Here is a 21868-nt window from a genome sequence, read left to right as displayed (position 1 = left end):
TAGCATCTAATTCTTGAGAGGCACGTTATGACACCAGAGCAGCTAACCGGACAATCAGATTCTCACCTAGAACCTAGCCTCATTGGCACCAAAACCTTCTTGGTTCACAGTGACGTCAAAGGTGACCTAAACAATTTGATTGAAGCTGCTCAACTCGCTGGTTTTAAAATGGAGATTGCCAGTGGTTTTCGCGACTATGAAAGGCAATCTCTGATTTGGAACCGTAAGTTTTCTGGTGACGCTCCAATATTAGATTCAGAAAGCCAACCACTTGATGCTTCAACACTCAGTGAGCACCAAAAACTGTCAGCCATTCTTAGGTGGTCTGCCCTTCCCGGTGCGAGCCGTCACCATTGGGGCTGTGACTTTGATGTCTTTGCTCGAAACAACTTACCAGAAGGTACACAGCTGCAATTAGAGCCATGGGAATACCTTACTGGCCACCAGCAAGCATTTTACCAATGGTTGTCTGTTCATGCTTCACAGTTTGGGTTCTTTTTTCCTTATAGCGAAGACCTTGGTGGTGTGGCGATCGAACCATGGCATATCAGCCATCGTAAAGTATCGGAGTCGTGTTTATCACAGTTATCTCCGACTTTACTTGGCAAGCAACTCCAATCTAAGCCAATATTAGGGTATGAGATTATTATGGAGCAGCTAGACGAGATCTACGCACGCTTCGTAGCGAACATCAGCCATTAGGAGCGCTTATGTTAGAGTGGCTTACAAACCCTTGGGTTATCATCATCATCGTAGTTAGCGTTGTGGTGGGTAACATCGCAGCTCTCAAACAGACCGCAAATATGGATCTGACGGGTCGTGGTAAAACAGAGCGAGACTTAGATAAGCTCAATCGATTGGATAAACAGAATCAAGAGAAAGCTGAAAAAGAAGAATCCAAAGACAGTAAAGACGCATAGCTTTTTTCTTTGGCTAATCCGCTTGATAGACCAATAGTCTGATAACAACGAATACAAAAAAAGAGGACACAATGTGTCCTCTTTTTTATTGGCCTTAGCTAGTCACAGATCTGATTGAACCCAGCTCTGTGACTGCTTAAGTGCTACTACTCAGCTTTCGCTTCTTTGTCATTTTTGGTCTGGTCAGCAATATGCGCTAGTACCGGAACCATTGACTTAAGCAGCTCTTCTTCTACTGGCTTACCTGATGCATCCGTTACGTTAATCGACGTACGGTTACCAAGATCACCAAATAGGAAGTTGTAAGTGCCTGGCGCTAAATCGATAGGCTGTAGGCCAATTTCTTCCCAGAACTCATCATCTGGTGCTGCGTACTTCGCCTTCACCGTACCCTGAGATTGATTGCGTTCTTCAAGCTCAAAGCCCATAGCAGGCAACAAGTTAGGCAGGCGCTGCCAGAATACATTGTATGGTGTACGAGCAATAATCACAGGGAAACCACTGCGGTCCGCACCCATTGAGATTGGGATTCGCTTCACCAACTCTTGCGCTTTCAGCGCTGCTTCAGCACGAAGGTTTTCATCGTACTTAGCCATAACTAGGTTAGTCAGGAACGCGTTGTAACGCTCTTTATTGGTTGCCGTTACCGGTTTCTCTTCAGTACCTTCACGCCAATCAATCAGGTTAATCTTGAAGCCGTGACGGTTGTTCGCTTGGAAACGAGACATAGAGTAGCGGCTGCCAATCTCTACGTCTTCATCTTCAGAAACCCAAGTTACCCAATCAGTCTCAATCTCATTCTCTGATTGCTCACGAATACCAATGCCACGCTGAGCTAGCATATCTACAGCCGTTTGCCACACTCTGTCAGCCTCTTCAGCACGAAGAAGCCATAGTGTCACTTCACCATTTTGACGCTCAGCACGAGCACCAGGAATCAATTCAAGAACCTGTTGCGGAGGACGAATATCCACTTCACGGCCAATACCACCGCTGAACTCACCGCTTGGGATGTCAAAGTTTGGGTAGAACTGAGGCTGAGCATCTTCAGGCAATTGCCATTGTGAAAACTCAGGTGTTTCTAAGTATTCGAAATCATCTTTGGCTTGACGACGTTGAGTCGGGCTGCCAGAACATGCTGTAAGAACGAAAACAGCCAGTGACCCAATCACTAGCTGGTGAGAATACTTCATTTATACTCCTAAATGCCGAAGGTTCGCTTCGGCATCACTTCATACGTTTTTAGTAAATACACGCTTCAGTCATTGCTTGAGCAACAACAGGTTGAGCTGGTTCTGACAGTTCAGTCAGAGGCAGACGTAAGCCACCTTCAGCAATCAGACCCATTTTATGAACCGCCCATTTTACGGGAATAGGGTTAGACTCAACGAACAAATTCTTATGTAGAGGCATCAAGCGCTCATTGATCGCTTCTGCTTCTTCAAACTTACCTTCTTTCGCAAGTTTGAACATAGTAGCCATATCCGCCGCTGCAACGTTATTCGTTACAGAAATCACGCCATCACCACCACGCTTAACAAATTCTAGACCTGTTAAGTCATCACCACTTAGTAAGATAAAATCTTCGCCACAAAGTTCACGGTGAATTGCAATTCTGTCGAGATCACCCGTCGCATCTTTAAGTGCAACGATGTTTTCGATTTCAGAAAGGCGAGCAACAGTCTCTGGTAATAGGTCTACGGCAGTACGACCCGGTACATTATATAGGATTTGAGGAACGTCACTTACTTCAGCAATCGCTTTGTAGTGTTGGTACAAACCTTCTTGAGTCGGTTTGTTGTAGTAAGGCGTTACACTAAGGCAACCCGCAATACCAGAACCGTTCAATAAACGACTGAATAGCACTGACTCGTGCGTAGCATTAGCGCCTGTACCTGCGATAACTGGGATACGACCATCAGCAAATTCAACGATCTTATTGACGACTTTGACATGCTCTTCAATAGTGAGTGTTGAAGACTCACCTGTTGTGCCAACCGCAACCAGACCATCACTACCTGCAGCAACATGGTGCTCAACTAACTTTTTAAGGCTGTCGAAATCCACTTCACCATCTGTATTAAATGGCGTAACTAGCGCAACGATACTTCCTGAAAACATGTCTATCTCCCTTAATTTATTCTTTTTGCATGTTACTGTAAGCCAATCAATAAACACAAGACATTAAAGTGGCTTACCGGCAACATCTGCAGTAAATATTGTCGTATGTTTGAGGTAAAACGACTTCTAACGGTGGTTCTACCTAGAATTTTGGTAACCTGCGCTCAATCTAGCGGATAGCACATCATTGGATGTCAGCAACAAGTAAGCTGTACTCTCACCACTCTATCTCATTTTTAACACTCTCAATATTCTTATCATTGGTTACATGTTAGAAGCAAGAAGCCTCATAAAAAGCCCCGTACGCACGCTTATTCCACGAGCTAACTGTGCTAACATGCATGAATCAATGGAATATAAAGAGACGTGATTTTATGACTCAACATCTAGTAATCACAGCTGTGGGCACTGATCGCCCAGGTGTATGCAACCAAGTGGTTCATTTAGTCACCCAATCAGGCTGTAACATTATTGATAGCCGTATCGCTCTATTTGGCGAAGAATTTACGCTTATCATGCTGCTGTCTGGAAAGGCAAATAACATTACCCGCGTTGAAACCACCCTGCCCTTGCTTGGCCAAGAGCACGACTTGATTACGATTATGAAGCGAACCTCACCTCATGATGTTATTGAGAACTCTTACACAGTAGAGGTGTTCGTTGAGTCAGACGATAAAATCGGCCTTACTGAGCAGTTTACCCAGTTCTTCGCAGACCGAAATATCGGCCTCAATTCGTTAAGTGCACGAACCATCAATAAGTCTAAGGTTCAACTCGACAACGACCAATTCCATATCTCTATTACCGCTTCTGTACAATCAGAATGTAATTTGATGCAGCTACAAGAAGAATTCAACTCGCTGTGTCAGAGCCTATCAGTCCAAGGCTCGCTCAACTTTATTAAAAACAGTCTTTAAAAAGGAAATGTCATGAATACGCTAACGGCTGGTGTTCCAGCACCTGCTTTTTCGCTTCCAGATCAAGATGGCAATATCGTATCTCTTGGTGACTTCAAAGGTAAAAAAGTACTTTTCTACTTCTACCCAAAAGCAATGACTCCAGGTTGTATTGTGCAAGCAGAAGGCCTGCGTGATATCAAAGCACAGCTTGATGACCTCAATGTGGTTGTTCTGGGTGTCAGCATCGACCCAGTGAAACGCCTACCAAACTTCGTTGCGAAGAAATCTCTAAACTTCACACTGCTATCTGACGAAGACCACAGTGTTGCTGAGCAGTTCGGTGTTTGGGGCGAGAAGAAATTCATGGGCAAGGTTTACGATGGCCTGCACCGCATTAGCTTTCTAATTGACGAAGAAGGTCAGATTGAGCACGTCTTCAACAAGTTCAAGACTAAGACTCACCACGAAGTGGTTCTAGATTACTTCAATCAAGAAGCTTAAAGGCGATTTGAGTGAGTTAATGCCTTAGATTCATCACTCTCTAAGCCAAGAGCAACACTCATTAAGCTAAGCGAAAAAAGGCCGAACATCATGAATGTTCGGCCTTTTTCTATAACAAGTTCAATTACTTTTGATGTTCAGGGTCATCGTCTAATGCGTGACTCGGTAAGGCATTCCAAACCGCCTTAACTAGCGTTGCCAACGGGATAGCAAAGAACACCCCCCAGAATCCCCACAGTCCACCAAACACTAACACAGCAACAATAATAGCCACAGGGTGCAGGTTCACCGCTTCAGAGAAAAGAACCGGAACGAGCACGTTGCCATCTAGCGCTTGAATAATACCGTAAGCGAGAAGCAACCAGTAAAACTGAGGTTCTAATCCCCACTGGAACAGACCAACAATCGCCACCGGAACAGTCACAGCTGCCGCACCGATATAAGGAATCAATACCGAGAAGCCAACCGCTACAGCCAACAATACTGAATAACGCAGATCCAGAATCGCGAAAGTTACATAGCTGACACCACCAACGATTAAAATCTCTAAGACCTTACCGCGAATGTAATTCGATATTTGCTGGTTCATCTCAACCCATACTTTGGTCGCCAAACGACGGTTTCGAGGAAGAACACCACTCGCCATGCTAATCATCTCTTCTTTATCTTTTAGTAAGAAGAAGATCAGCAGCGGTACTAGAATCAAGTAAACTGCAAGCGTAGCCAAGCTAACGAGAGAAGCTAAAGAGCCCTTCACCACACTTTCACCAAAGCCTAGAGCTTTATTTTTCGCGTTAGACACAATAGATTCAACAATTTGTAAGTTTGCTAGCTCAGGATAGCGTTCAGGTATCGTCGCAATGAACTTCTGTAAGCCGCCATACATGCTTGGAATATCATTGATTAGGTTGCCTACTTGCTCCCAAATGGTTGGCACCAAACCAAATATCGCCAATAGCATCACGCTAAAGAACATTAAGATCACCAACATCACCGACGGCGTTCTTGGAACACCCAATCGTTGAAGTTGAGTCACAGGCCACTCAAGCAAGTAAGCCAACACAATCGCAACCAATAATGGTGCGATCAAGTGACCAAAGAAATAGATGGTAATAAAGCCGAATAGAATGATGGCAACCAAACTGACAGCGTGTGGATCAGAGAAACGTCGTTTATACCAACGACTGACCATTTCAAGCATCTGACTGCGATTCCTTTTTAGTGACGAGGAGATGATGGTAATTAGAACAAACCTCTGTCATGACAACATAAGCTTGCTTAGACAAAAAAGTAACAATATCTTTCATCGAACTGTTATCTGATACATAAATTGACAAAGATTGCCCTACTTCTAACTTTACACTGTGACGCTTGGCTAATAATAACGCCATTGGGCAGCGCTCTTGGCGTAAATCTAGAATATTAGGTGTCATTCTTGGGCTCGATGCTTATTATAAGGGGCGTATTGTAATCTGTTTTTAAAAACGTGCCATCATTGATTCATCTTCCTTCAGGATAGCGCACGCACTTAACAAAGGTTAAATTAGATAAAGAACCAATTTGCATTGCCCTTGTCCTACTGTCAGAAGAAACGGAGTATTACTGACTAATATGTTTAAACGCGCTCGTTCAATTGCTTGCTTATGCATCGCAGCCACATTAAGCACCCCAACGTTGGCGAACACCAATAGCTTGGATTTACCGGACATCGGCACCGCTGCTGGCGGCACGCTCACTATCGATCAAGAACTTATCTATGGTGATGCCTACATGCGTATCATCAGAAGCAGCCAACCTATCGTAAACGACCCTGTTCTAAATCAGTATATTGATACGCTTGGCCACCGCCTTGTCGCAAACGCGAATGATGTAAAGACACCTTTTCAGTTCTTTATGATCCGTGACCGCAACATTAACGCCTTTGCTTTCTTTGGTGGTTATGTTGCTTTGCACTCAGGTCTATTCCTGCATGCACAGTCTGAAAGTGAGCTGGCTTCTGTATTAGCGCACGAAATCGCGCACGTTACTCAGCGTCACTTGGCACGTAGTATGGAAGATCAAGCTCGCCGCTCTCCTGTAACCATCGCAGCACTTGCTGCTTCTGTATTACTGGCAATTGCTGCACCAGAAGCGGGGATCGCAGCCCTAACTGCGACTACTGCGGGCAACATGCAAAGCCAAATCAACTACACGCGTAGCAATGAAAAAGAAGCTGACCGTTTTGGTATCAACACGCTTGCAAAAGCAGGATTCGATGTGAATGCTATGCCACGTTTCTTTGGCCGTTTGGCTGATGAATACCGCTATGCAAGCACACCACCACCAATGTTATTGACTCACCCATTACCAGAAGACCGAATCACAGATTCACGCGCACGTGCTCGCAGCTATCCGCCTCTGAAGCTTGCTCCATCACTGGATTACCATCTAGCAAGAGCCCGTATTGTCGCGCGCTATGCTGGCATTAATAATGATGCAGCTCTTGACTGGTTTGAGCGTAAGTTGAAGAAAGCCCCTAAAGCTATGGTTCCGTCATTAGAATATGGCCAAGCACTGGTTTACCTAGATTCTAAAAAATTAGACAAAGCAGAGCCAATTCTGAACAAGCTGATTAACAGCGACCCAACCAACCTGTTTTATCTAGACGCTATTTCGGACCTACACATCGAGAAGAAGCAGCCTGAGATTGCGATTAAAGAACTTAAATCGGCACTGATTCGCCAGCCAAACAACCCGGTTCTGACCATTAACTACGCCAATGCCCTGATTGAAAATGAAGATCTACAAGAAGCCGTTCGCGTATTGCAACGTTACACCCACGATAATCCGAACGACACCAATGGCTGGCACCTACTTTCAAAAGTAAATACGAGCCTTGGTAATAGCGACGAAGAACTAGCTGCTCGTGCAGAAATTTTGGCACTACAAGCCAACTGGAACAAAGCGATTCAGTACTACACGCAAGCAAGTCAAATCGCTGAGCTTGGCAGCCTAAAACAAGCACGCTACGACGCACGAATTGATCAACTCATGATTCAGAGAGAACGCTTCTTGTCGCTACAATAATATGTTACTGGTAACGCTCGTTGCCAGTATAAAAAAAAGCTCAACGTTACGAAAAAAAGAAGTCACCTCTGGTGGCTTCAGCTAAACAATTAAATCAAAAAATAATAATGAGGAAGAACCATGTCTGTCGTGATTTATCATAATCCACGCTGCTCAAAGAGCCGTCAAACTCTAGAAGTGCTTCAGGAAAACGGCGTACAGCCAGAGGTAATCAAATACCTAGAAAATCCTTTGACGGTTGAACAGCTGAAAGTACTGTTCACTCAGCTTGGGTTTGAGAGTGTTCGCGACATGATGCGCACCAAAGAAGCGGATTACAAAGAAGCAAACCTTGGTGATGCTTCAGTTACTGATGAAGATCTATTTTCAGCAATGGCGACAAACCCAAAACTGTTTGAACGCCCTGTGGTTGTTGCGAACAACAAAGCAAAAATTGGTCGCCCACCAGAGCAAGTGCTAGAGATTCTGTAATCCAATATGAGCATTAACATTCTTGTTCTTTATTACAGTCGCCACGGCAACACACAAGCTTTAGCAAGACAGATTGCACGAGGGGTGGAGTCCATCCCTGAGTGTGAAGCTATGCTGAGAACAGTGAACGACGTGTACACGGTAGAAGAGCAGCCCGATTCGCGTCATCAACCAACAGATCCTATCGCCTCGTTACAAGAACTTCGATCTTGTGATGGTTTGGCGCTAGGCAGCCCAGTTTGGTTTGGCAATATGGCCGGGCCGATGAAGCACTTTTGGGATAGCACGACATCACTGTGGATCAATGGCGATCTTATCGATAAGCCAGCTTGTGTATTTACTTCTTCTTCATCACTGCATGGTGGTCAAGAAACGACACAACAAAGCATGATGTTGCCCCTGCTGCATCACGGCATGTTAATCATGGGCATCCCCTACTCAGAACCTGCGCTGCACACCACTCAAACTGGTGGTACGCCTTATGGTGCAAGCAGTACTGGAGAGAGCGCTTCACTTAGCAAAGAAGAGGTTGAGTTGGCGCAAAATCTAGGCAAACGCCTTGCACGTATCGCACTAAACCAGAAGGGAATTTCTCAATGATGTATATGCCAGAGAAGGCTATGTCTCCCAAAACCAAGTTATTTCGCTACCTTGCTTTAGCGGGTAACTTGTCGCTTTTATTCTGGGTGGTGGCTTGGCAGATGACACTTTCGCCGCACCCTCACCTGAGTAATGTAACGCTTGCGATTGCTTGGGCTATACCACTGTTACTGCCATTACCGGGGATTTTAGCAGGTAAGCCTTATACGCATGCTTGGGCTAATTTCGTCTTAATGCTCTACTTCCTACACGCATTAACTATCTTGTATGTAGACGGTGGTGAGCGCTTACTAGCTGCGGTTGAACTGCTTCTGACTACTCTAGGGTTCGCGGGCAATATCTTATTTACTCGCTTTCGTGCCAAAGAATTAGGCATCAAACTTAAGCGCCTTTCTGAAGTAGAAAAGAAAGAGAAAGCTAAGTTCGAGCGATAATATTGATTTGATGCTTTCAAACTGACCGCTTACAAACAAAAAGCCCTGCGAGAAACCTCTTGCAGGGCTTTTTCATACTTTCATTTCAATCACTTATGCCAGCTGATAATTATTAACGAACCCACTCGTAGACTAAGCTTGGCTTAGCATGTACTGGCGCAGTAATGGTTAGATCTTCTGTGTTAGATTCCTCTAACGTTGCGTCAGACGTGTTGGTTAGCTCAGCATCCACAGATACCTCGTTGCCCTTACTCACTTGTACGCCTGAGTCAGCTTCGTCACCAGCTACTTCAGCAGCACCTGTTAAATCATCACCAACAGACATGGTGTTGTCTTGAGTTTCAAATTCAGGGCTCACTTCAGGTTCAATGTAAGATTCTTCAACCTTCGCAACTTGGCGAATGCTTTCCACTTCTTGCTCAAACTCTTGTTGAGTCGACAATAAGTGAATTCGGAAAGTCACTTCATTGTTCTGAATCTTCAGAATATCTAGGCTTGCAACCGAGTTTAGACGCTTAAGTGCGTTCTCCAACTGGAAGAAGTCTTGAGCATTATTCAGGCTAATAAACTGCGTTAAAATCGATTCTGATGACTCACTTGCTACCGTCACAGCACTTTTGCCTGCATAGTAGTTGCTGATTTGGTCAACTAACTTCTTGGAAGTTGTTGCGCTGTTGCCCGATACCGAACCACTCACTGGCGATTTTGGTGTGCTCGTCAATTGACTTGGCTTTTGATCGTATAGAGTCCAACGTAGACCTGAAGATTGAGCCTTTATCACCAACACAGCATCAACAGGGTAACGCTGACTTGCTTTACTGATTGGCGTAACAAAGCTGCCCCACAAATCAGAAGTCGCAATACCTGTAATATCGTCAAAATCACCAACAGGCAGCGTCAAAGGCAAACCTCGCTCCTTTGCGTTCGCTTGTAAGCCAGCGGCCAACTGTGAGTTAGAGTGTTCCCACACGATGTTCTTATCGTAGTTGTCCTCTTCCACCAGCCAAACAAGGATGTTTGAGCGCGTGTCAGGCCAGTACGGTAACTGCGCTTGAGTCAACAGAGAGCGGATTTGAGCACCGTTAAAACGCATGCGCAATGTTGATTGATCGTTGCTTTCGCCAAAACTCATTTGAGACATGTACTGCGCACTCTTGCGCATCGCCTTTTGAATTGTCTCATTCGAAGCGACATCAGTTTGGCCAGTCGCACGTATCAATACCTGCTCCATACCTGTATTTCTTGCCACTTGTTCTGGCTGTTTGTCTTCAGCGTTAATCGCAACTTCAGCACTAAAGATATCTACTTGAGTTAAGGCGTAACTCGGAGAGGCTAATAGTCCCATCAACAACAATGCTATATAGCGCATACTGATCCTAATATTCAAATCTTGTGCCTAGATGATAAGCAACTATGGATTGAGGGGCAAGGTCGATAACACCCACTCTGTTTAATAACCACAAAATATCACCTGGCCATGATAAATCGCTCACTTATAGGCTGAATTTCCGAGCCTTGATAAATATAAAACATCACTAAGATAAATAAATTTGATCTATTTGGTGCGGCAATCGATTGCTAAGTGATAGAATCCTGCGAATTTTATTTTTCACTTTTCATATAACGACCATTTTTAAGGACATAACATGAAGAATGCTCTGCAAGGTGCACAAATGCTGTTCGTAGCTTTTGGTGCGCTTGTACTCGTGCCGCTACTGACTGGACTCGATCCTAACGTTGCACTCTTTGGCGCAGGTATCGGTACCCTTTTATTCCAACTTATTACACGCCGTTCAGTGCCAATCTTCTTAGCGTCTTCTTTTGCATTCATCGCGCCTATCATGTTTGGTATTCAAACTTGGGGTGTAGGTGCAACCATGGGCGGTCTTATGGCGGCGGGTGTTGTGTATGTATTAATGGGTGCGTTGATTAAAGTACGTGGCGTAGCCTTCATCCACAAGTTACTTCCACCTGTGGTCGTTGGCCCTGTAATCATGGTTATCGGTCTAGGCCTTGCGCCTGTGGCGGTAAACATGGCGCTAGGTAAAACAGGTGATGGCGCAGTTCAACTTGTTGATGCAGACGCAGCACTGTGGATCTCTTCGATTTCACTGTTAGTGACAATTGTCATCAGTGTGTTCTCTAAAGGCTTCCTTAAGCTACTACCAATCTTCGGTGGTATTGTTGCGGGATACATAACAAGCCTGGTTTATGGCGCAGTCGACTTCGCACCTGTTGCACAAGCGTCGTGGTTGGCACTGCCAAACTTCACTATGCCTGAATTCAACATCAACGCTATCTTCTTCATGGTGTTTGTCGCGATTGCACCAGCCGTTGAGCACGTAGGTGACATGCTTGCGATTTCCAACGTGACGGGTAAAGACTACCTTAAGAAGCCAGGCCTGCACCGCACAATCACAGGCGACGGCGTGGCAACGATTGCTGCATCGATGCTGGGCGCTCCACCAAACACAACCTATAGTGAAGTAACAGGCGCGGTAATGCTGACTAAAGCATTCAACCCGGTGATCATGACTTGGGCTGCGGTAACAGCCATTGTTCTTGCATTGGTTGGCAAGCTAGGCGCACTACTCCAAACAATTCCGGTTCCTGTGATGGGCGGCATCATGATTCTACTATTTGGTTCTATCGCAACCGTAGGCTTGAATACTCTAATTCAGAACAAAGTCGATCTACACAAATCACGTAACCTTGTGATTGTGGGCATTACGTTAGTCTTCGGTATTGGCGGCATGGCATTTGGCATCGGCGACTTTAGCCTACAAGGCGTAAGCTTATGCGGTATCGTCGCGATTCTACTTAACTTAGTACTTCCAGATGAGCTAGGTGACAACACTGTGGTAGATAAAGCGCAAATCGACTAACTGCAAATCAACGAACTAACTAGAGGCTTGTGATACTCAGTAAAGAACATCACAAGCTAGCAAGATCAAAAAAGGGAGAGCATTGAATGCTCTCCCTTTTTATTAATACGGCTAATTCAGCGAGTTAAGAAACGGTTTAGAGTCACTTAAGCTGAAACCGAATTACTTAGTACCGAAGATCTTATCACCAGCATCGCCAAGACCAGGAACAATGTAGCCCTTGTCATTTAGCTTCTCATCGATTGCAGCAGTGTAAAGCTCAACGTCTGGGTGCGCTTTTTCTAGAGCAGCGATACCTTCAGGAGCAGCAACAAGCACAAGAATCTTAAAGTGCTTACAACCTTTCTCTTTCATCAGGTCGATAGTCGCGATCATAGAACCACCTGTCGCAAGCATTGGATCTACGACTAGAGCAATACGCTCGTCGATGTTAGATGCAAGCTTGTTGAAGTATGGTACTGGCTCAAGCGTTTCTTCGTCACGGTAGATACCAACAACACTGATACGTGCACTTGGGATGTGCTCAAGAACGCCGTCCATCATGCCTAGACCAGCACGTAGGATTGGCACTACAGTTACTTTTTTACCTTTAATTTGGTCAACTTCAACTGGACCGTTCCAACCGTTAATCGTTACGCGCTCAGTTTCAAAGTCTGATGTCGCTTCGTATGTTAGAAGGCTACCCACTTCTGTCGCTAGCTCACGAAAACGCTTAGTGCTAATCTCACCTTCACGCATCAGGCCAATTTTATGTTTTACTAGCGGGTGTTTCACTTCAACAACTTTCATTTCCAACTCCGGCAATATTTAAACAAACCTGTAGATTATACACGAACTTTGTGGTTATTTCAGAATCTTTATTCTAATAAAAAAAACCGCGCAAACGTTTGCTCTTGGTAATCAAGCCCTGTTAGAATAGCGCCGTTTTCACATCCAACTTAAGTTCGAGGACTATCCCGTGAGTGGTAATACTTCTTCTCTAAGCTACAAAGACGCTGGTGTTGATATCGACGCAGGTAATGCACTAGTAGACCGTATTAAAGGTGCTGTTAAACGCACTCGTCGCCCTGAAGTAATGGGCGGTATTGGTGGCTTTGGCGCCCTATGTGAACTTCCAACGAAATACAAAGAGCCAGTACTTGTTTCAGGTACTGATGGTGTTGGTACTAAACTTCGCCTTGCTTTGGATCTGAAAAAACACGACACCATTGGTATCGATCTAGTGGCAATGTGTGTGAACGACCTAATCGTTCAAGGTGGTGAGCCGCTATTCTTCCTAGACTACTACGCAACAGGTAAGCTAGATGTAGATACAGCAGCAGACGTTGTTTCTGGTATCGCTGAAGGTTGTGTTCAAGCTGGTTGTGCACTAATCGGTGGTGAAACGGCTGAAATGCCAGGCATGTACGAAGGCGACGACTACGACGTAGCTGGCTTCTGTGTTGGTGTTGTAGAGAAAGCTGACATCATCGACGGTACTAAAGTAGCAGCAGGTGACGCACTTATCGCTGTTGGCTCAAGTGGTCCACACTCAAACGGTTACTCTTTAATTCGTAAAGTTCTAGAAGTTTCTGGTGCTGATAAGAGTGAAGAACTAGAAGGTCGCACTATCGGTGAGCACCTACTAGAACCCACTAAGATTTACATCAAATCGGCACTTAAGATGATTGCAGAGCATGACATTCATGCTATCTCGCACATCACAGGTGGTGGTTTCTGGGAAAACATCCCACGCGTACTTCCTGAAGGTACTAAAGCAGTCATTGATGGCAAAAGCTGGGAATGGCCTGCTATCTTCAACTGGCTACAAGAGAAAGGTAACGTGGAGACATTTGAAATGTACCGCACTTTCAACTGTGGTGTAGGCCTAGTTGTTGCTCTACCTAAAGATCAAGCAGACGCTGCTGTTGAACTACTAAAAACTGAAGGCGAAAACGCTTGGGTTATCGGTGAGATCGCAAACGCTGAAGCTGGCGAAGAACAAGTTGAAATCAAATAAGTGATACGCGCACTTACTTAGTTAATCAATGAGGACCTAATGGTCCTCATTTTGCTATTTAGCCCGCAGAAAACCTTAGTTTATGTAGGTACATTGTAAACAGTCCCGTTAATCAATCGTATGACCCACTCTATGAAAAACAATCACTCAAATAAAACCAGTCACTCTAAGAAAAACATCGTTGTGTTAGTTTCAGGAAGCGGAAGTAATTTACAGGCAATTTTGGATGCCTGTGATAGCAATATGATTGATGCTTCAGTTAAGGCGGTCTTCTCGAACAAAGCAGAGGCTTTTGGATTAGAACGAGCGAAAGCCGCAGGTGTTGACGCACATTCAGTGAATCCAAAAGACTTTGGTTCACGTGAAAAGTTTGACCATGAATTGATGATTCAGATCGATGCCTACCAACCCGATTTAATCGTACTAGCAGGATACATGCGTATCCTAAGTTCAGAGTTTGTTCGTCACTATGTGGGTAAAATGGTCAACATCCACCCTTCCCTGTTACCTAAATATCCAGGTCTACACACCCACCAGCGTGCTATTGATGCGCAAGACAAAGAACACGGTACTAGCGTCCACTTTGTTACCGAAGAACTTGATGGTGGCCCTGTGATCTTAAAGGCTAAGGTTCCAGTATTTGAAGATGATGATGCTAATATGCTGGCAAGCCGAGTGCTTACTCAAGAACACTGCATTTACCCTATGGTCTGCAAATGGTTCGCGGAAGATCGTTTATCAATGCTAAATGGGCAGGCTGTCTTAGACGGTAAGGCATTGGGCAAACACGGTTACGCAGAAGAGTAATATCAGAGTGATCCGCTAAACAAACCGACAATCACTCAAATAGAAAACAAAAAGGCCGCTTACTGACTTATTAGTGCAGTAAGCGGCCTTTCCATGTTCTGGTTAAAGCAATATGATTTATAGCATTAACTTAATGGCTCTGTCGGTGCTTGGCTCGCGACCTTTTTCGGCGCATAAGCAACATCTTCCAACGCTTGATGGTTGTTACCAATCAGCTCACCAAAATGAAACAGGGCGTATTCGCCTGGCTTCATTCTAAACCACTCTTCATTGCATGTTAGAGGCTGCGTTGCGACGACCGTAACCACATCATTTGGCGTAGTCTCTTCTTGGAAGTTTATCTCAACATCTTCGTCAATCAGGCTCGCATTACCAAAAGGCGCACGTCTTGTTATCCAGTATAAGTGATTCGTACAGTAGGTCATGACGTACTCACCATCACTGAGTAGCATGTTAAAGACACCTTTCTCACGCAGCTGGTCACAACACTCTGCAACAAAGCGAAACATGCCTTCCATGTCCTGTGGTGGTTCAGGAAAACGATCTTCTAATTGTTTCACTAACCAACAGAAAGAAAGTTCACTGTCCGTCTCACCGACAGGCCTGAAACGACCACTAACCAGATCATCGTAATCCGTTAATTGGCCATTATGAGCGAAGGTCCAGTATCGTCCCCAAAGCTCACGAGTAAATGGGTGAGTGTTTTCTAGATTAACGCCACCACGATTGGCTTGACGGATATGACTGACAACGGCTTGGCTTTTAATTGGGTAGTTTTGAACTAACTCAGCAATCTTTGATTCACAGCTAGGGTTAGGATCTTTGAACGTTCGAAAGCCCTTCCCCTCATAAAAGGTGATTCCCCACCCATCACGATGCGGTCCGGTATTACCTCCACGCTGCATCAGGCCGGTGAAACTAAAACAAATATCAGTTGGCACATTCGCGCTCATACCGAGCAATTCACACATGGTTTAATCTACTCCCTATTAAAACCAATAGAGCCACAAACCTAGGCTCTAAATATCTGTAAAATTATTATTCCATCTCTTTTTCGACAAGCTGAATCACAATATGAATGATCTTAATGTGAATCTCTTGGATACGGTCTGCGTAACCAAAATGTGGCACTCGGATTTCGATATCAGCACAACCAGCCATTTTACCGCCATCTTTACCCGTCAATGCAATCGTCTTCATGCCTTTAGCTTGAGCGGCTTCAATCGCTTTTAAAATATTGGCCGAGTTACCTGAAGTCGACAGACCGAACAACACATCACCTTTACGACCTACCGCTTCTACATAACGCGAAAATACGTGGTCGTAGCCAAAATCATTACTCACGCAAGACAGGTGGCTTGGGTCTGAAATCGCAATGCCAGCGTAACCTGGGCGGTTTTCACGGTATCGGCCAGTAAGCTCTTCCGCGAAGTGCATTGCATCACAGTGTGAACCACCGTTGCCACAAGAAAGCACTTTGCCCTCTTGCTTGAATGAATCAGCAATCAGTTTTGCCGCCGCTTCAATTTGAGCGATGTTATGGTCATCACTCAGGAACTTATTCAGAACGTCAGCAGCTTCGTTCAATTCACTTTTGATTAGGTCTTGGTACATAAGGCTTATCTCTTATATTTTTTTACGCAACTTAAAGTACGTGAAATGAGAGCTGAGGGTTTTCCCCTCTTTATATCTGAGTTTACCCACAAACATGAAATAGTGTCGACACTTAAGCCCAAAGATTGCCACCTTAATTAGGGTCTCACTGTAAATCCGTCCAAATATTCGCCACCAACCTCTCACAATTAGAACTTTAGCTCTATTGAGATCACTTTTTATTCACTTTGGAGTTTTACAAATATTTAATATTCTGTTTACACTTGACTGGTTAGACCTCTTACCTAAAACTTAATAACAATAAGTGATCTCTGAAAAGGAAATCGATCATGAACATATTGCTCTCCCTACTCGGCATGACAGCCATCTTAGGCGTCTGTCTTTACCATAGAGTTAGTCTGGTACGTGCGTTAGTTGTATTAACCGGCGCAATGGTAGCATTAACAATGTTTGGTGGCGTGGCAGTCACTGGCTGGCTTTGTTACTTGTTAGCCGTTGCGATCTTTGCTGTACCGACCATTCGTCAGACCCTAATCAGCCAAAAAGCGCTCTCTTTATTTAAGAAAGTTCTTCCGGCGATGTCTCAGACAGAAAAAGAAGCACTAGAAGCTGGCACTGTATGGTGGGAAGCAGAGCTGTTCAAAGGCAAACCTGAATGGAAGAAGCTTCAGAACATTGCTGACCCGAAACTCTCTGAAGCCGAGCAAGCGTTTTTAGATGGTCCAGTGAATACCGTGTGTGAAATGGTCAACGATTACCAAGTGACACATGAGCTTGCTGATTTGCCACCAGAAGTATGGCAATACCTGAAAGACCATAAATTCTTCGCCATGATCATCAAGAAAAAATACGGCGGTTTAGAATTCTCGGCTTACGCTCAATCTTTGGTTCTTCAGAAGCTAACCGGCGTTTCTAGCGTATTGTCATCAACGGTTGGCGTACCTAACTCATTAGGCCCTGGTGAGCTATTACAACACTACGGTACTGAAGAACAAAGAAACCACTACCTGCCGCGCCTAGCGGAAGGTAAAGAGATCCCTTGTTTTGCCCTAACCAGTCCAGAAGCCGGTTCAGATGCAGGTTCAATCCCAGATTACGGTGTTGTATGCAAAGGTGAATGGCAAGGCGAAGAAGTATTGGGGATGCGCCTAACTTGGAACAAGCGTTACATCACCCTAGCACCTGTCGCGACGGTATTAGGCTTGGCTTTTAAACTGCGTGACCCTGATGGTCTGCTTGGTGATCAAAAAGATCTAGGCATCACTTGTGCGCTTATCCCAACAGATTTAAAAGGCGTAGAAATTGGCAACCGCCACTTCCCGCTAAACGTACCTTTCCAGAACGGTCCAACGCAAGGCGACGATATCTTCGTGCCTATCGACTTCATCATTGGTGGCCAGAAAATGGCAGGCCAAGGCTGGCGCATGCTGGTTGAGTGTCTGTCGGTTGGTCGTGGTATCACACTGCCTTCAAACTCAACAGGTGGTATTAAATCAGCAGCGCTTGCAACAGGTGCTTACGCTCGTATCCGTCGTCAGTTCAAACAACCGATTGGTCGCATGGAAGGGGTTGAAGAGCCACTTGCACGCCTTGCAGGTAACGCTTATGTAATGGACGCTGCGAGTAACCTAACCGTTGCAGGTATCGACCTTGGCGAAAAGCCTTCAGTTATCTCTGCAATCGTTAAGTACCACTGTACTCACCGTGGCCAACGCAGCATCATTGATGCGATGGATATCGTCGGCGGTAAAGGCATTTGTTTGGGCCCCTCGAACTTCCTAGCTCGTGGTTACCAAGGTTCGCCTATCGCGATTACGGTTGAAGGCGCAAACATCCTAACTCGTTCAATGATCATCTATGGTCAAGGGGCGATTCGTTGCCACCCTTATGTTCTTAATGAAATGGAAGCGGCTTATTCTGAAAGTAGTGATGCGCTTGATAAGTTCGATTCAGCGTTAGCAGGACACGTTAGCTTTACTATGAGTAATCTAGTCCGCAGCTTGTGGTTTGGTTTAACCGATGGTCGTGGTTCAGATGCGCCAACACCTTCAAATAAAACAGATAAACAGACACAACGTTACTACCAACAGCTAAACCGCTACAGTGCAAACCTAGCGCTACTGTCTGATATCTCAATGGCAGTTCTAGGTGGCTCACTTAAGCGTAGAGAACGTTTATCAGCAAGACTGGGGGATATCCTGAGTCAACTTTACCTCGGATCAGCAACGCTGAAACGCTTTGAAAGCGAAGGCAGCCACGCTGAAGATCTGCCGTTAGTACATTGGGGTATGCAAGATAGCTTACGTCAGACTGAAGTGGCGATTGATGAGTTCTTAGCTAACTTCCCTAACCCTGTGATTGGTCGTCTACTTCGTGTTGTGCTAATGCCATTTGGCCGTATCCGTCGTGCACCAAACGACAAACTGGATAGCAAAGTCGCGCACATTCTACAAACACCAAGTGAAACACGCTCTCGTATCGGTCGCGGCCAATACCTGGAAGCAACGGAATACAACCCAGTAGGTAAGATTGAAAAAGCGCTAGAAGTGATTCTTCAAGCTGAACCTCTGTTCGACAAAGTCTGCAAAGAGACACATCAAAAACGTGCCTTCTTACGACTTGATCTTGTTGCTCAATTAGGACTTGAAAAAGGTATCTTAACGCAAGAAGAAGCGAACCTTCTGATTAGCGCAGAGGAACATAGACTGTACACGATTAACGTGGATGACTTCTCACCAGAGGAGCTTGCAGCAAAGTCTCAGTACCCAGAACAATCGATTGATAACGTCGCCTAGGCTCTGGACTAGAACAAAAACGGGACTCCTATGAGTCCCGTTTTTTTATTCTCAGCACTATTATGTGCACGAATGTTTTTAATCTCCGAATAGCTCAATGACGCGAACGAATTACTTTGGTGCCTTGAGCTGCATCTCAGGTAGCGCTCTTTTCTTGGCTGTCACTTTACGAATTACAAACCAAATCAGTAAACCCAATAGAATCGCGACCACATTACCCACCGCAATAATGATCATACTTCGTTGTCGGTCATCTTCACGTTTTTGAAGGATCATCAACTCTGTTGCGATACGCTTCTGTTCAGCAAGTGCTTCTTCTTGAAGACGTCGTGACTCTGCTAAGTCGATATCTTCAACAACGCTGTACGACTGCTCGGTAATTGGAAAGGTCAGTGGGCGCTGACTTGAAGTATCAGTGGCATAAACCATCCCTGACCAATTATATATCCCTAAATCGCCATTGTAAGGCACCTCTAAAGCGACTTTCATTGCGTCAACTTCAGCTTGCCCCTGCTTGTACATCACATACTCATCAGGAGCCTTGTGCTCAACATGAACCGCTAACGAGCTCGGTGCGATCATCCCCTGCTCACCAGACACCACAATAGTATGAGGTAAGCCCTCTTTTCGTGACTGAATGAAGGTGGTAGTAATTGGTGTTGGGTAAACCAAGACTTCTTGCTCTTGCGCTCGCAGGAAAACGCCATTGCCAGAAGTAATACGCGCTCTGTATTTACCAGGCTCGATATCAATTGGTAAAGAGACAGTGAACACACCATCTCCGGCTTTTTCATCAAGATCAGCGCCATCATCGGCAAACTCGCCCATCACAACAGGCACCGGGCGCGCTTCTCTTACTAAAGACTCTTCGTTTTCAACAAACTTAGTAAAGGTGACTTTAAGCTTCACGCGATCGAGAAAATCGCGTAGCACAAGCGGCTTACCATCAGAAGTCAGTCGAGCGGTAAATTTGATGCGTTCTGTCTGATACAACTTGTCGGGAAACTCATTAGCATCTAAAACTAGGTGAGATAGGAGCTTGATATTGTTCTTAGGTGAGACATTACCTATTGCTTGCCAAGGGCCGGGCATCGGGTTGTCGATAGAGATAATGTCCATGGACGATTCTTCGTACCAACGGACATTATCAGCATTGCGCCAAGAGTAGTATTTCTTGCCATCCGGGCGAACCAAAACGACAGATTTAGAGTTATCGGCTCGATAAATCACAAAGGTGACTTGTTCAATACTGGGATCAACTCGAAAACGGTTGTCCAATAAACTCATTACGGATTCTGTTGCTGCATGTAAGCCAAAGCTTAACAGCAATAAGCAACCGGTAGCCAATACCCTTAACATACTTTCTCCCTACTGACGCCAGAGGCAGCTTCCGCTTTTCTCGACGAGATCTAAACGACTTTGATGCGCTTCTACTTCATCGGCCGTAGCTCGTAAAACCTTTAGGGATTTTCGACCACTTTCTACTCTTCGTATGCTTTCCGCTTCGCCTTCCTGTTGACCAGCGTTAAATTGCAGCGAAGTTTGACCACCCGTCATCAATAAGTAGACGTCGGCTAGGATCTCCGCATCGAGCAATGCGCCGTGAAGAGTACGGTGCGAGTTATCAATACCATAACGGTCACATAAGATATCTAGGTTATTTCTTTTACCTGGGAATATCTTCTTCGCCATCGCCAAGGTATCGGTAACTTTACAGTAGTCATCCGTTTTACCTATCGCTGGATTAAGCTTCTCAAACTCATAGTCCATAAAGCCCGTATCGAAGGGCGCGTTATGAGCCACCAGCTCAGCACCTTTGATAAAGTCGAGAAACTCTTTATGTATGTCTTGGTACTCAGGCTTATCAATCAAGAATTCATCGGTAATACCGTGAACGCCAATCGCCTCTTCTTGAATCGCACGATCAGGCTTGATGTAGACGTGAAAGTGACGCCCGGTCAACCTACGGTTGATGATCTCTACTGCACCAATTTCAACGATGCGGTGCCCCATATAGTGAGGACCACCTTCTGTATTCATACCGGTGGTTTCGGTATCGAGTACAACAATGCGCTTATTTTCGTTCGAACTGTTTTTTTCGTTCGTGCTTTGTTCTGGAGTGCTACTGGTATTCATAAGGATAACTGTGTCAGACTATGCCGATAATGTGCTTGAGGTAATAGTATCAAATCATGACGAAACAAGTTGAAATTTTCACTGATGGTTCTTGTTTAGGCAACCCAGGTCCCGGCGGCTATGGCATCGTACTTCGCTACAAAAAAGTCGAGAAGACGCTAGCAGAAGGCTTCACGCTAACAACCAATAACCGTATGGAAATGCTCGCCGCTGTCGTTGCTCTCCAAGCCCTCAAAGAACCTTGCTCTGTGATTCTGACCACAGATAGCCAATACGTGCGTCAAGGCATCACACAGTGGATTCACAACTGGAAAAAGCGTGACTGGAAAACAGCCGATAAGAAACCGGTTAAAAATGCCGATCTGTGGCAAAGGCTCGATAAAGAAACCGCTCGCCATAGCGTGGATTGGCGCTGGGTAAAAGGACACGCCGGACACAGAGAAAACGAAATGTGTGATGATTTAGCAAGAAACGCAGCGGAAAATCCGACTCAAGAAGATACGGGCTATCAACCAAGCTAACATCTTTTGAAATTAGACGTACATTTCAGAAAACGATTTATTGTTCCTGGAACTAATTGATAACGCCTTAAACTATTGGATAGTTTCTTAACAGAACTA

Annotated in this window: 23 protein-coding genes; 13 read left to right on the top strand and 10 right to left on the bottom strand. The window is 45.0% G+C overall.

Features of this window, described 5'->3' with window-relative positions; genetic code table 11:
* Window positions 1-27 precede the first annotated feature (27 nt).
* Together QQ041_RS14955 and QQ041_RS14950 are read left to right on the top strand one after the other, a co-directional pair.
* Window positions 28-702: a M15 family metallopeptidase gene (locus tag QQ041_RS14955; RefSeq protein ID WP_285954329.1), complete on the top strand. Its 675-nt coding sequence runs from the start codon at window positions 28-30 to the stop codon at window positions 700-702.
* A gap of 8 nt (window positions 703-710) precedes the next feature.
* Window positions 711-920, top strand: coding sequence for a DUF2897 family protein (locus QQ041_RS14950; protein WP_146492475.1), 210 nt, complete (start codon window positions 711-713; stop codon window positions 918-920).
* Between the two features lie 146 nt (window positions 921-1066).
* Here QQ041_RS14950 and bamC read toward each other — a convergent pair whose 3' ends face one another.
* Window positions 1067-2113 (bottom strand): outer membrane protein assembly factor BamC, encoded by a 1047-nt coding sequence (gene bamC / locus QQ041_RS14945; protein ID WP_285954328.1) that lies wholly within the window; start codon window positions 2111-2113, stop codon window positions 1067-1069.
* A gap of 49 nt (window positions 2114-2162) precedes the next feature.
* Window positions 2163-3041 (bottom strand): 4-hydroxy-tetrahydrodipicolinate synthase, encoded by an 879-nt coding sequence (gene dapA, locus QQ041_RS14940; RefSeq protein ID WP_146492477.1) that lies wholly within the window; start codon window positions 3039-3041, stop codon window positions 2163-2165.
* A gap of 374 nt (window positions 3042-3415) precedes the next feature.
* Here dapA and QQ041_RS14935 point away from each other — a divergent pair, with 374 nt between their 5' ends.
* On the top strand, window positions 3416-3958 hold the full coding sequence (locus QQ041_RS14935) for a glycine cleavage system protein R (protein ID WP_146492478.1): 543 nt from the start codon (window positions 3416-3418) through the stop codon (window positions 3956-3958).
* Window positions 3959-3970: 12 nt separating this feature from the next.
* Entirely contained in the window at window positions 3971-4441 is a 471-nt protein-coding gene (gene bcp / locus QQ041_RS14930; RefSeq protein WP_285954327.1) for a thioredoxin-dependent thiol peroxidase, read from the top strand.
* A gap of 124 nt (window positions 4442-4565) precedes the next feature.
* Here bcp and QQ041_RS14925 read toward each other — a convergent pair whose 3' ends face one another.
* Together QQ041_RS14925 and QQ041_RS14920 are read right to left on the bottom strand one after the other, a co-directional pair.
* Window positions 4566-5642, bottom strand: coding sequence for an AI-2E family transporter (locus QQ041_RS14925; RefSeq protein ID WP_146492117.1), 1077 nt, complete (start codon window positions 5640-5642; stop codon window positions 4566-4568).
* Window positions 5635-5874, bottom strand: a complete 240-nt coding sequence (locus tag QQ041_RS14920; protein ID WP_004738640.1) for a sulfurtransferase TusA family protein — start codon at window positions 5872-5874, stop codon at window positions 5635-5637. Before QQ041_RS14920 ends, QQ041_RS14925 begins: the two co-directional genes overlap by 8 nt.
* Window positions 5875-6052: 178 nt before the next feature.
* Here QQ041_RS14920 and QQ041_RS14915 point away from each other — a divergent pair, with 178 nt between their 5' ends.
* From QQ041_RS14915 to QQ041_RS14900, 4 genes are all read left to right on the top strand, one after another.
* A complete protein-coding gene (locus QQ041_RS14915; protein WP_285954326.1) occupies window positions 6053-7507 on the top strand; it encodes a M48 family metallopeptidase in 1455 nt (484 codons plus the stop codon).
* 120 nt (window positions 7508-7627) lie between these two features.
* Window positions 7628-7978 carry an arsenate reductase (glutaredoxin) gene (gene arsC, locus QQ041_RS14910; protein ID WP_061018581.1) on the top strand — a complete coding sequence of 117 codons (351 nt, stop codon included), beginning with the start codon at window positions 7628-7630 and terminating at the stop codon, window positions 7976-7978.
* Between the two features lie 6 nt (window positions 7979-7984).
* Window positions 7985-8578 carry an NAD(P)H:quinone oxidoreductase gene (gene wrbA / locus QQ041_RS14905; RefSeq protein WP_285954325.1) on the top strand — a complete coding sequence of 198 codons (594 nt, stop codon included), beginning with the start codon at window positions 7985-7987 and terminating at the stop codon, window positions 8576-8578.
* Entirely contained in the window at window positions 8575-9012 is a 438-nt protein-coding gene (locus QQ041_RS14900) for a DUF2069 domain-containing protein (protein WP_146492114.1), read from the top strand. Before wrbA ends, QQ041_RS14900 begins: the two co-directional genes overlap by 4 nt.
* Window positions 9013-9124: 112 nt before the next feature.
* Here the strand turns inward: QQ041_RS14900 and QQ041_RS14895 are convergent, their stop codons facing one another.
* Window positions 9125-10381 (bottom strand): DUF2066 domain-containing protein, encoded by a 1257-nt coding sequence (locus QQ041_RS14895; RefSeq protein WP_146492113.1) that lies wholly within the window; start codon window positions 10379-10381, stop codon window positions 9125-9127.
* A gap of 277 nt (window positions 10382-10658) precedes the next feature.
* Here QQ041_RS14895 and QQ041_RS14890 point away from each other — a divergent pair, with 277 nt between their 5' ends.
* Entirely contained in the window at window positions 10659-11897 is a 1239-nt protein-coding gene (locus tag QQ041_RS14890) for a uracil-xanthine permease family protein (protein WP_146492112.1), read from the top strand.
* A gap of 162 nt (window positions 11898-12059) precedes the next feature.
* Here the strand turns inward: QQ041_RS14890 and upp are convergent, their stop codons facing one another.
* Window positions 12060-12686 carry a uracil phosphoribosyltransferase gene (upp, locus tag QQ041_RS14885; RefSeq protein WP_017060716.1) on the bottom strand — a complete coding sequence of 209 codons (627 nt, stop codon included), beginning with the start codon at window positions 12684-12686 and terminating at the stop codon, window positions 12060-12062.
* A 169-nt stretch (window positions 12687-12855) separates the two neighbouring features.
* On the opposite strand from upp, the gene purM reads away from it, so the two are divergent.
* The gene (gene purM, locus QQ041_RS14880) at window positions 12856-13896 is read left to right on the top strand and encodes a phosphoribosylformylglycinamidine cyclo-ligase (protein ID WP_102464690.1); all 1041 of its coding nucleotides are present in this window, start codon (window positions 12856-12858) and stop codon (window positions 13894-13896) included.
* Between the two features lie 132 nt (window positions 13897-14028).
* The gene (gene purN / locus QQ041_RS14875) at window positions 14029-14703 is read left to right on the top strand and encodes a phosphoribosylglycinamide formyltransferase (protein WP_285954324.1); all 675 of its coding nucleotides are present in this window, start codon (window positions 14029-14031) and stop codon (window positions 14701-14703) included.
* 125 nt (window positions 14704-14828) lie between these two features.
* On the opposite strand, the gene QQ041_RS14870 is transcribed toward purN, so the two are convergent.
* Together QQ041_RS14870 and lpcA are read right to left on the bottom strand one after the other, a co-directional pair.
* Window positions 14829-15674 carry a class II glutamine amidotransferase gene (locus tag QQ041_RS14870; protein WP_108156394.1) on the bottom strand — a complete coding sequence of 282 codons (846 nt, stop codon included), beginning with the start codon at window positions 15672-15674 and terminating at the stop codon, window positions 14829-14831.
* A 67-nt stretch (window positions 15675-15741) separates the two neighbouring features.
* On the bottom strand, window positions 15742-16317 hold the full coding sequence (lpcA, locus tag QQ041_RS14865) for a D-sedoheptulose 7-phosphate isomerase (protein WP_017063379.1): 576 nt from the start codon (window positions 16315-16317) through the stop codon (window positions 15742-15744).
* A gap of 329 nt (window positions 16318-16646) precedes the next feature.
* Here lpcA and fadE point away from each other — a divergent pair, with 329 nt between their 5' ends.
* Window positions 16647-19112 carry an acyl-CoA dehydrogenase FadE gene (fadE, locus tag QQ041_RS14860; RefSeq protein WP_285954323.1) on the top strand — a complete coding sequence of 822 codons (2466 nt, stop codon included), beginning with the start codon at window positions 16647-16649 and terminating at the stop codon, window positions 19110-19112.
* Window positions 19113-19223: 111 nt separating this feature from the next.
* On the opposite strand, the gene QQ041_RS14855 is transcribed toward fadE, so the two are convergent.
* Window positions 19224-20471 (bottom strand): TIGR03503 family protein, encoded by a 1248-nt coding sequence (locus tag QQ041_RS14855; protein ID WP_285954322.1) that lies wholly within the window; start codon window positions 20469-20471, stop codon window positions 19224-19226.
* A 9-nt stretch (window positions 20472-20480) separates the two neighbouring features.
* Entirely contained in the window at window positions 20481-21248 is a 768-nt protein-coding gene (gene dnaQ / locus QQ041_RS14850; RefSeq protein WP_017060722.1) for a DNA polymerase III subunit epsilon, read from the bottom strand.
* A 56-nt stretch (window positions 21249-21304) separates the two neighbouring features.
* On the opposite strand from dnaQ, the gene rnhA reads away from it, so the two are divergent.
* Window positions 21305-21769, top strand: a complete 465-nt coding sequence (gene rnhA, locus QQ041_RS14845; protein ID WP_017069372.1) for a ribonuclease HI — start codon at window positions 21305-21307, stop codon at window positions 21767-21769.
* Window positions 21770-21868: the final 99 nt, after the last annotated feature.

This window comes from Vibrio sp. TMPB1044, from assembly GCF_030442075.1.
GTDB classification, from domain to species: Bacteria; Pseudomonadota; Gammaproteobacteria; order Enterobacterales; family Vibrionaceae; genus Vibrio; species Vibrio satsumensis.
The sequence above is the reverse complement of the archived record's forward strand: the minus strand, read 5'-3'. Positions and strand labels throughout refer to the sequence as shown.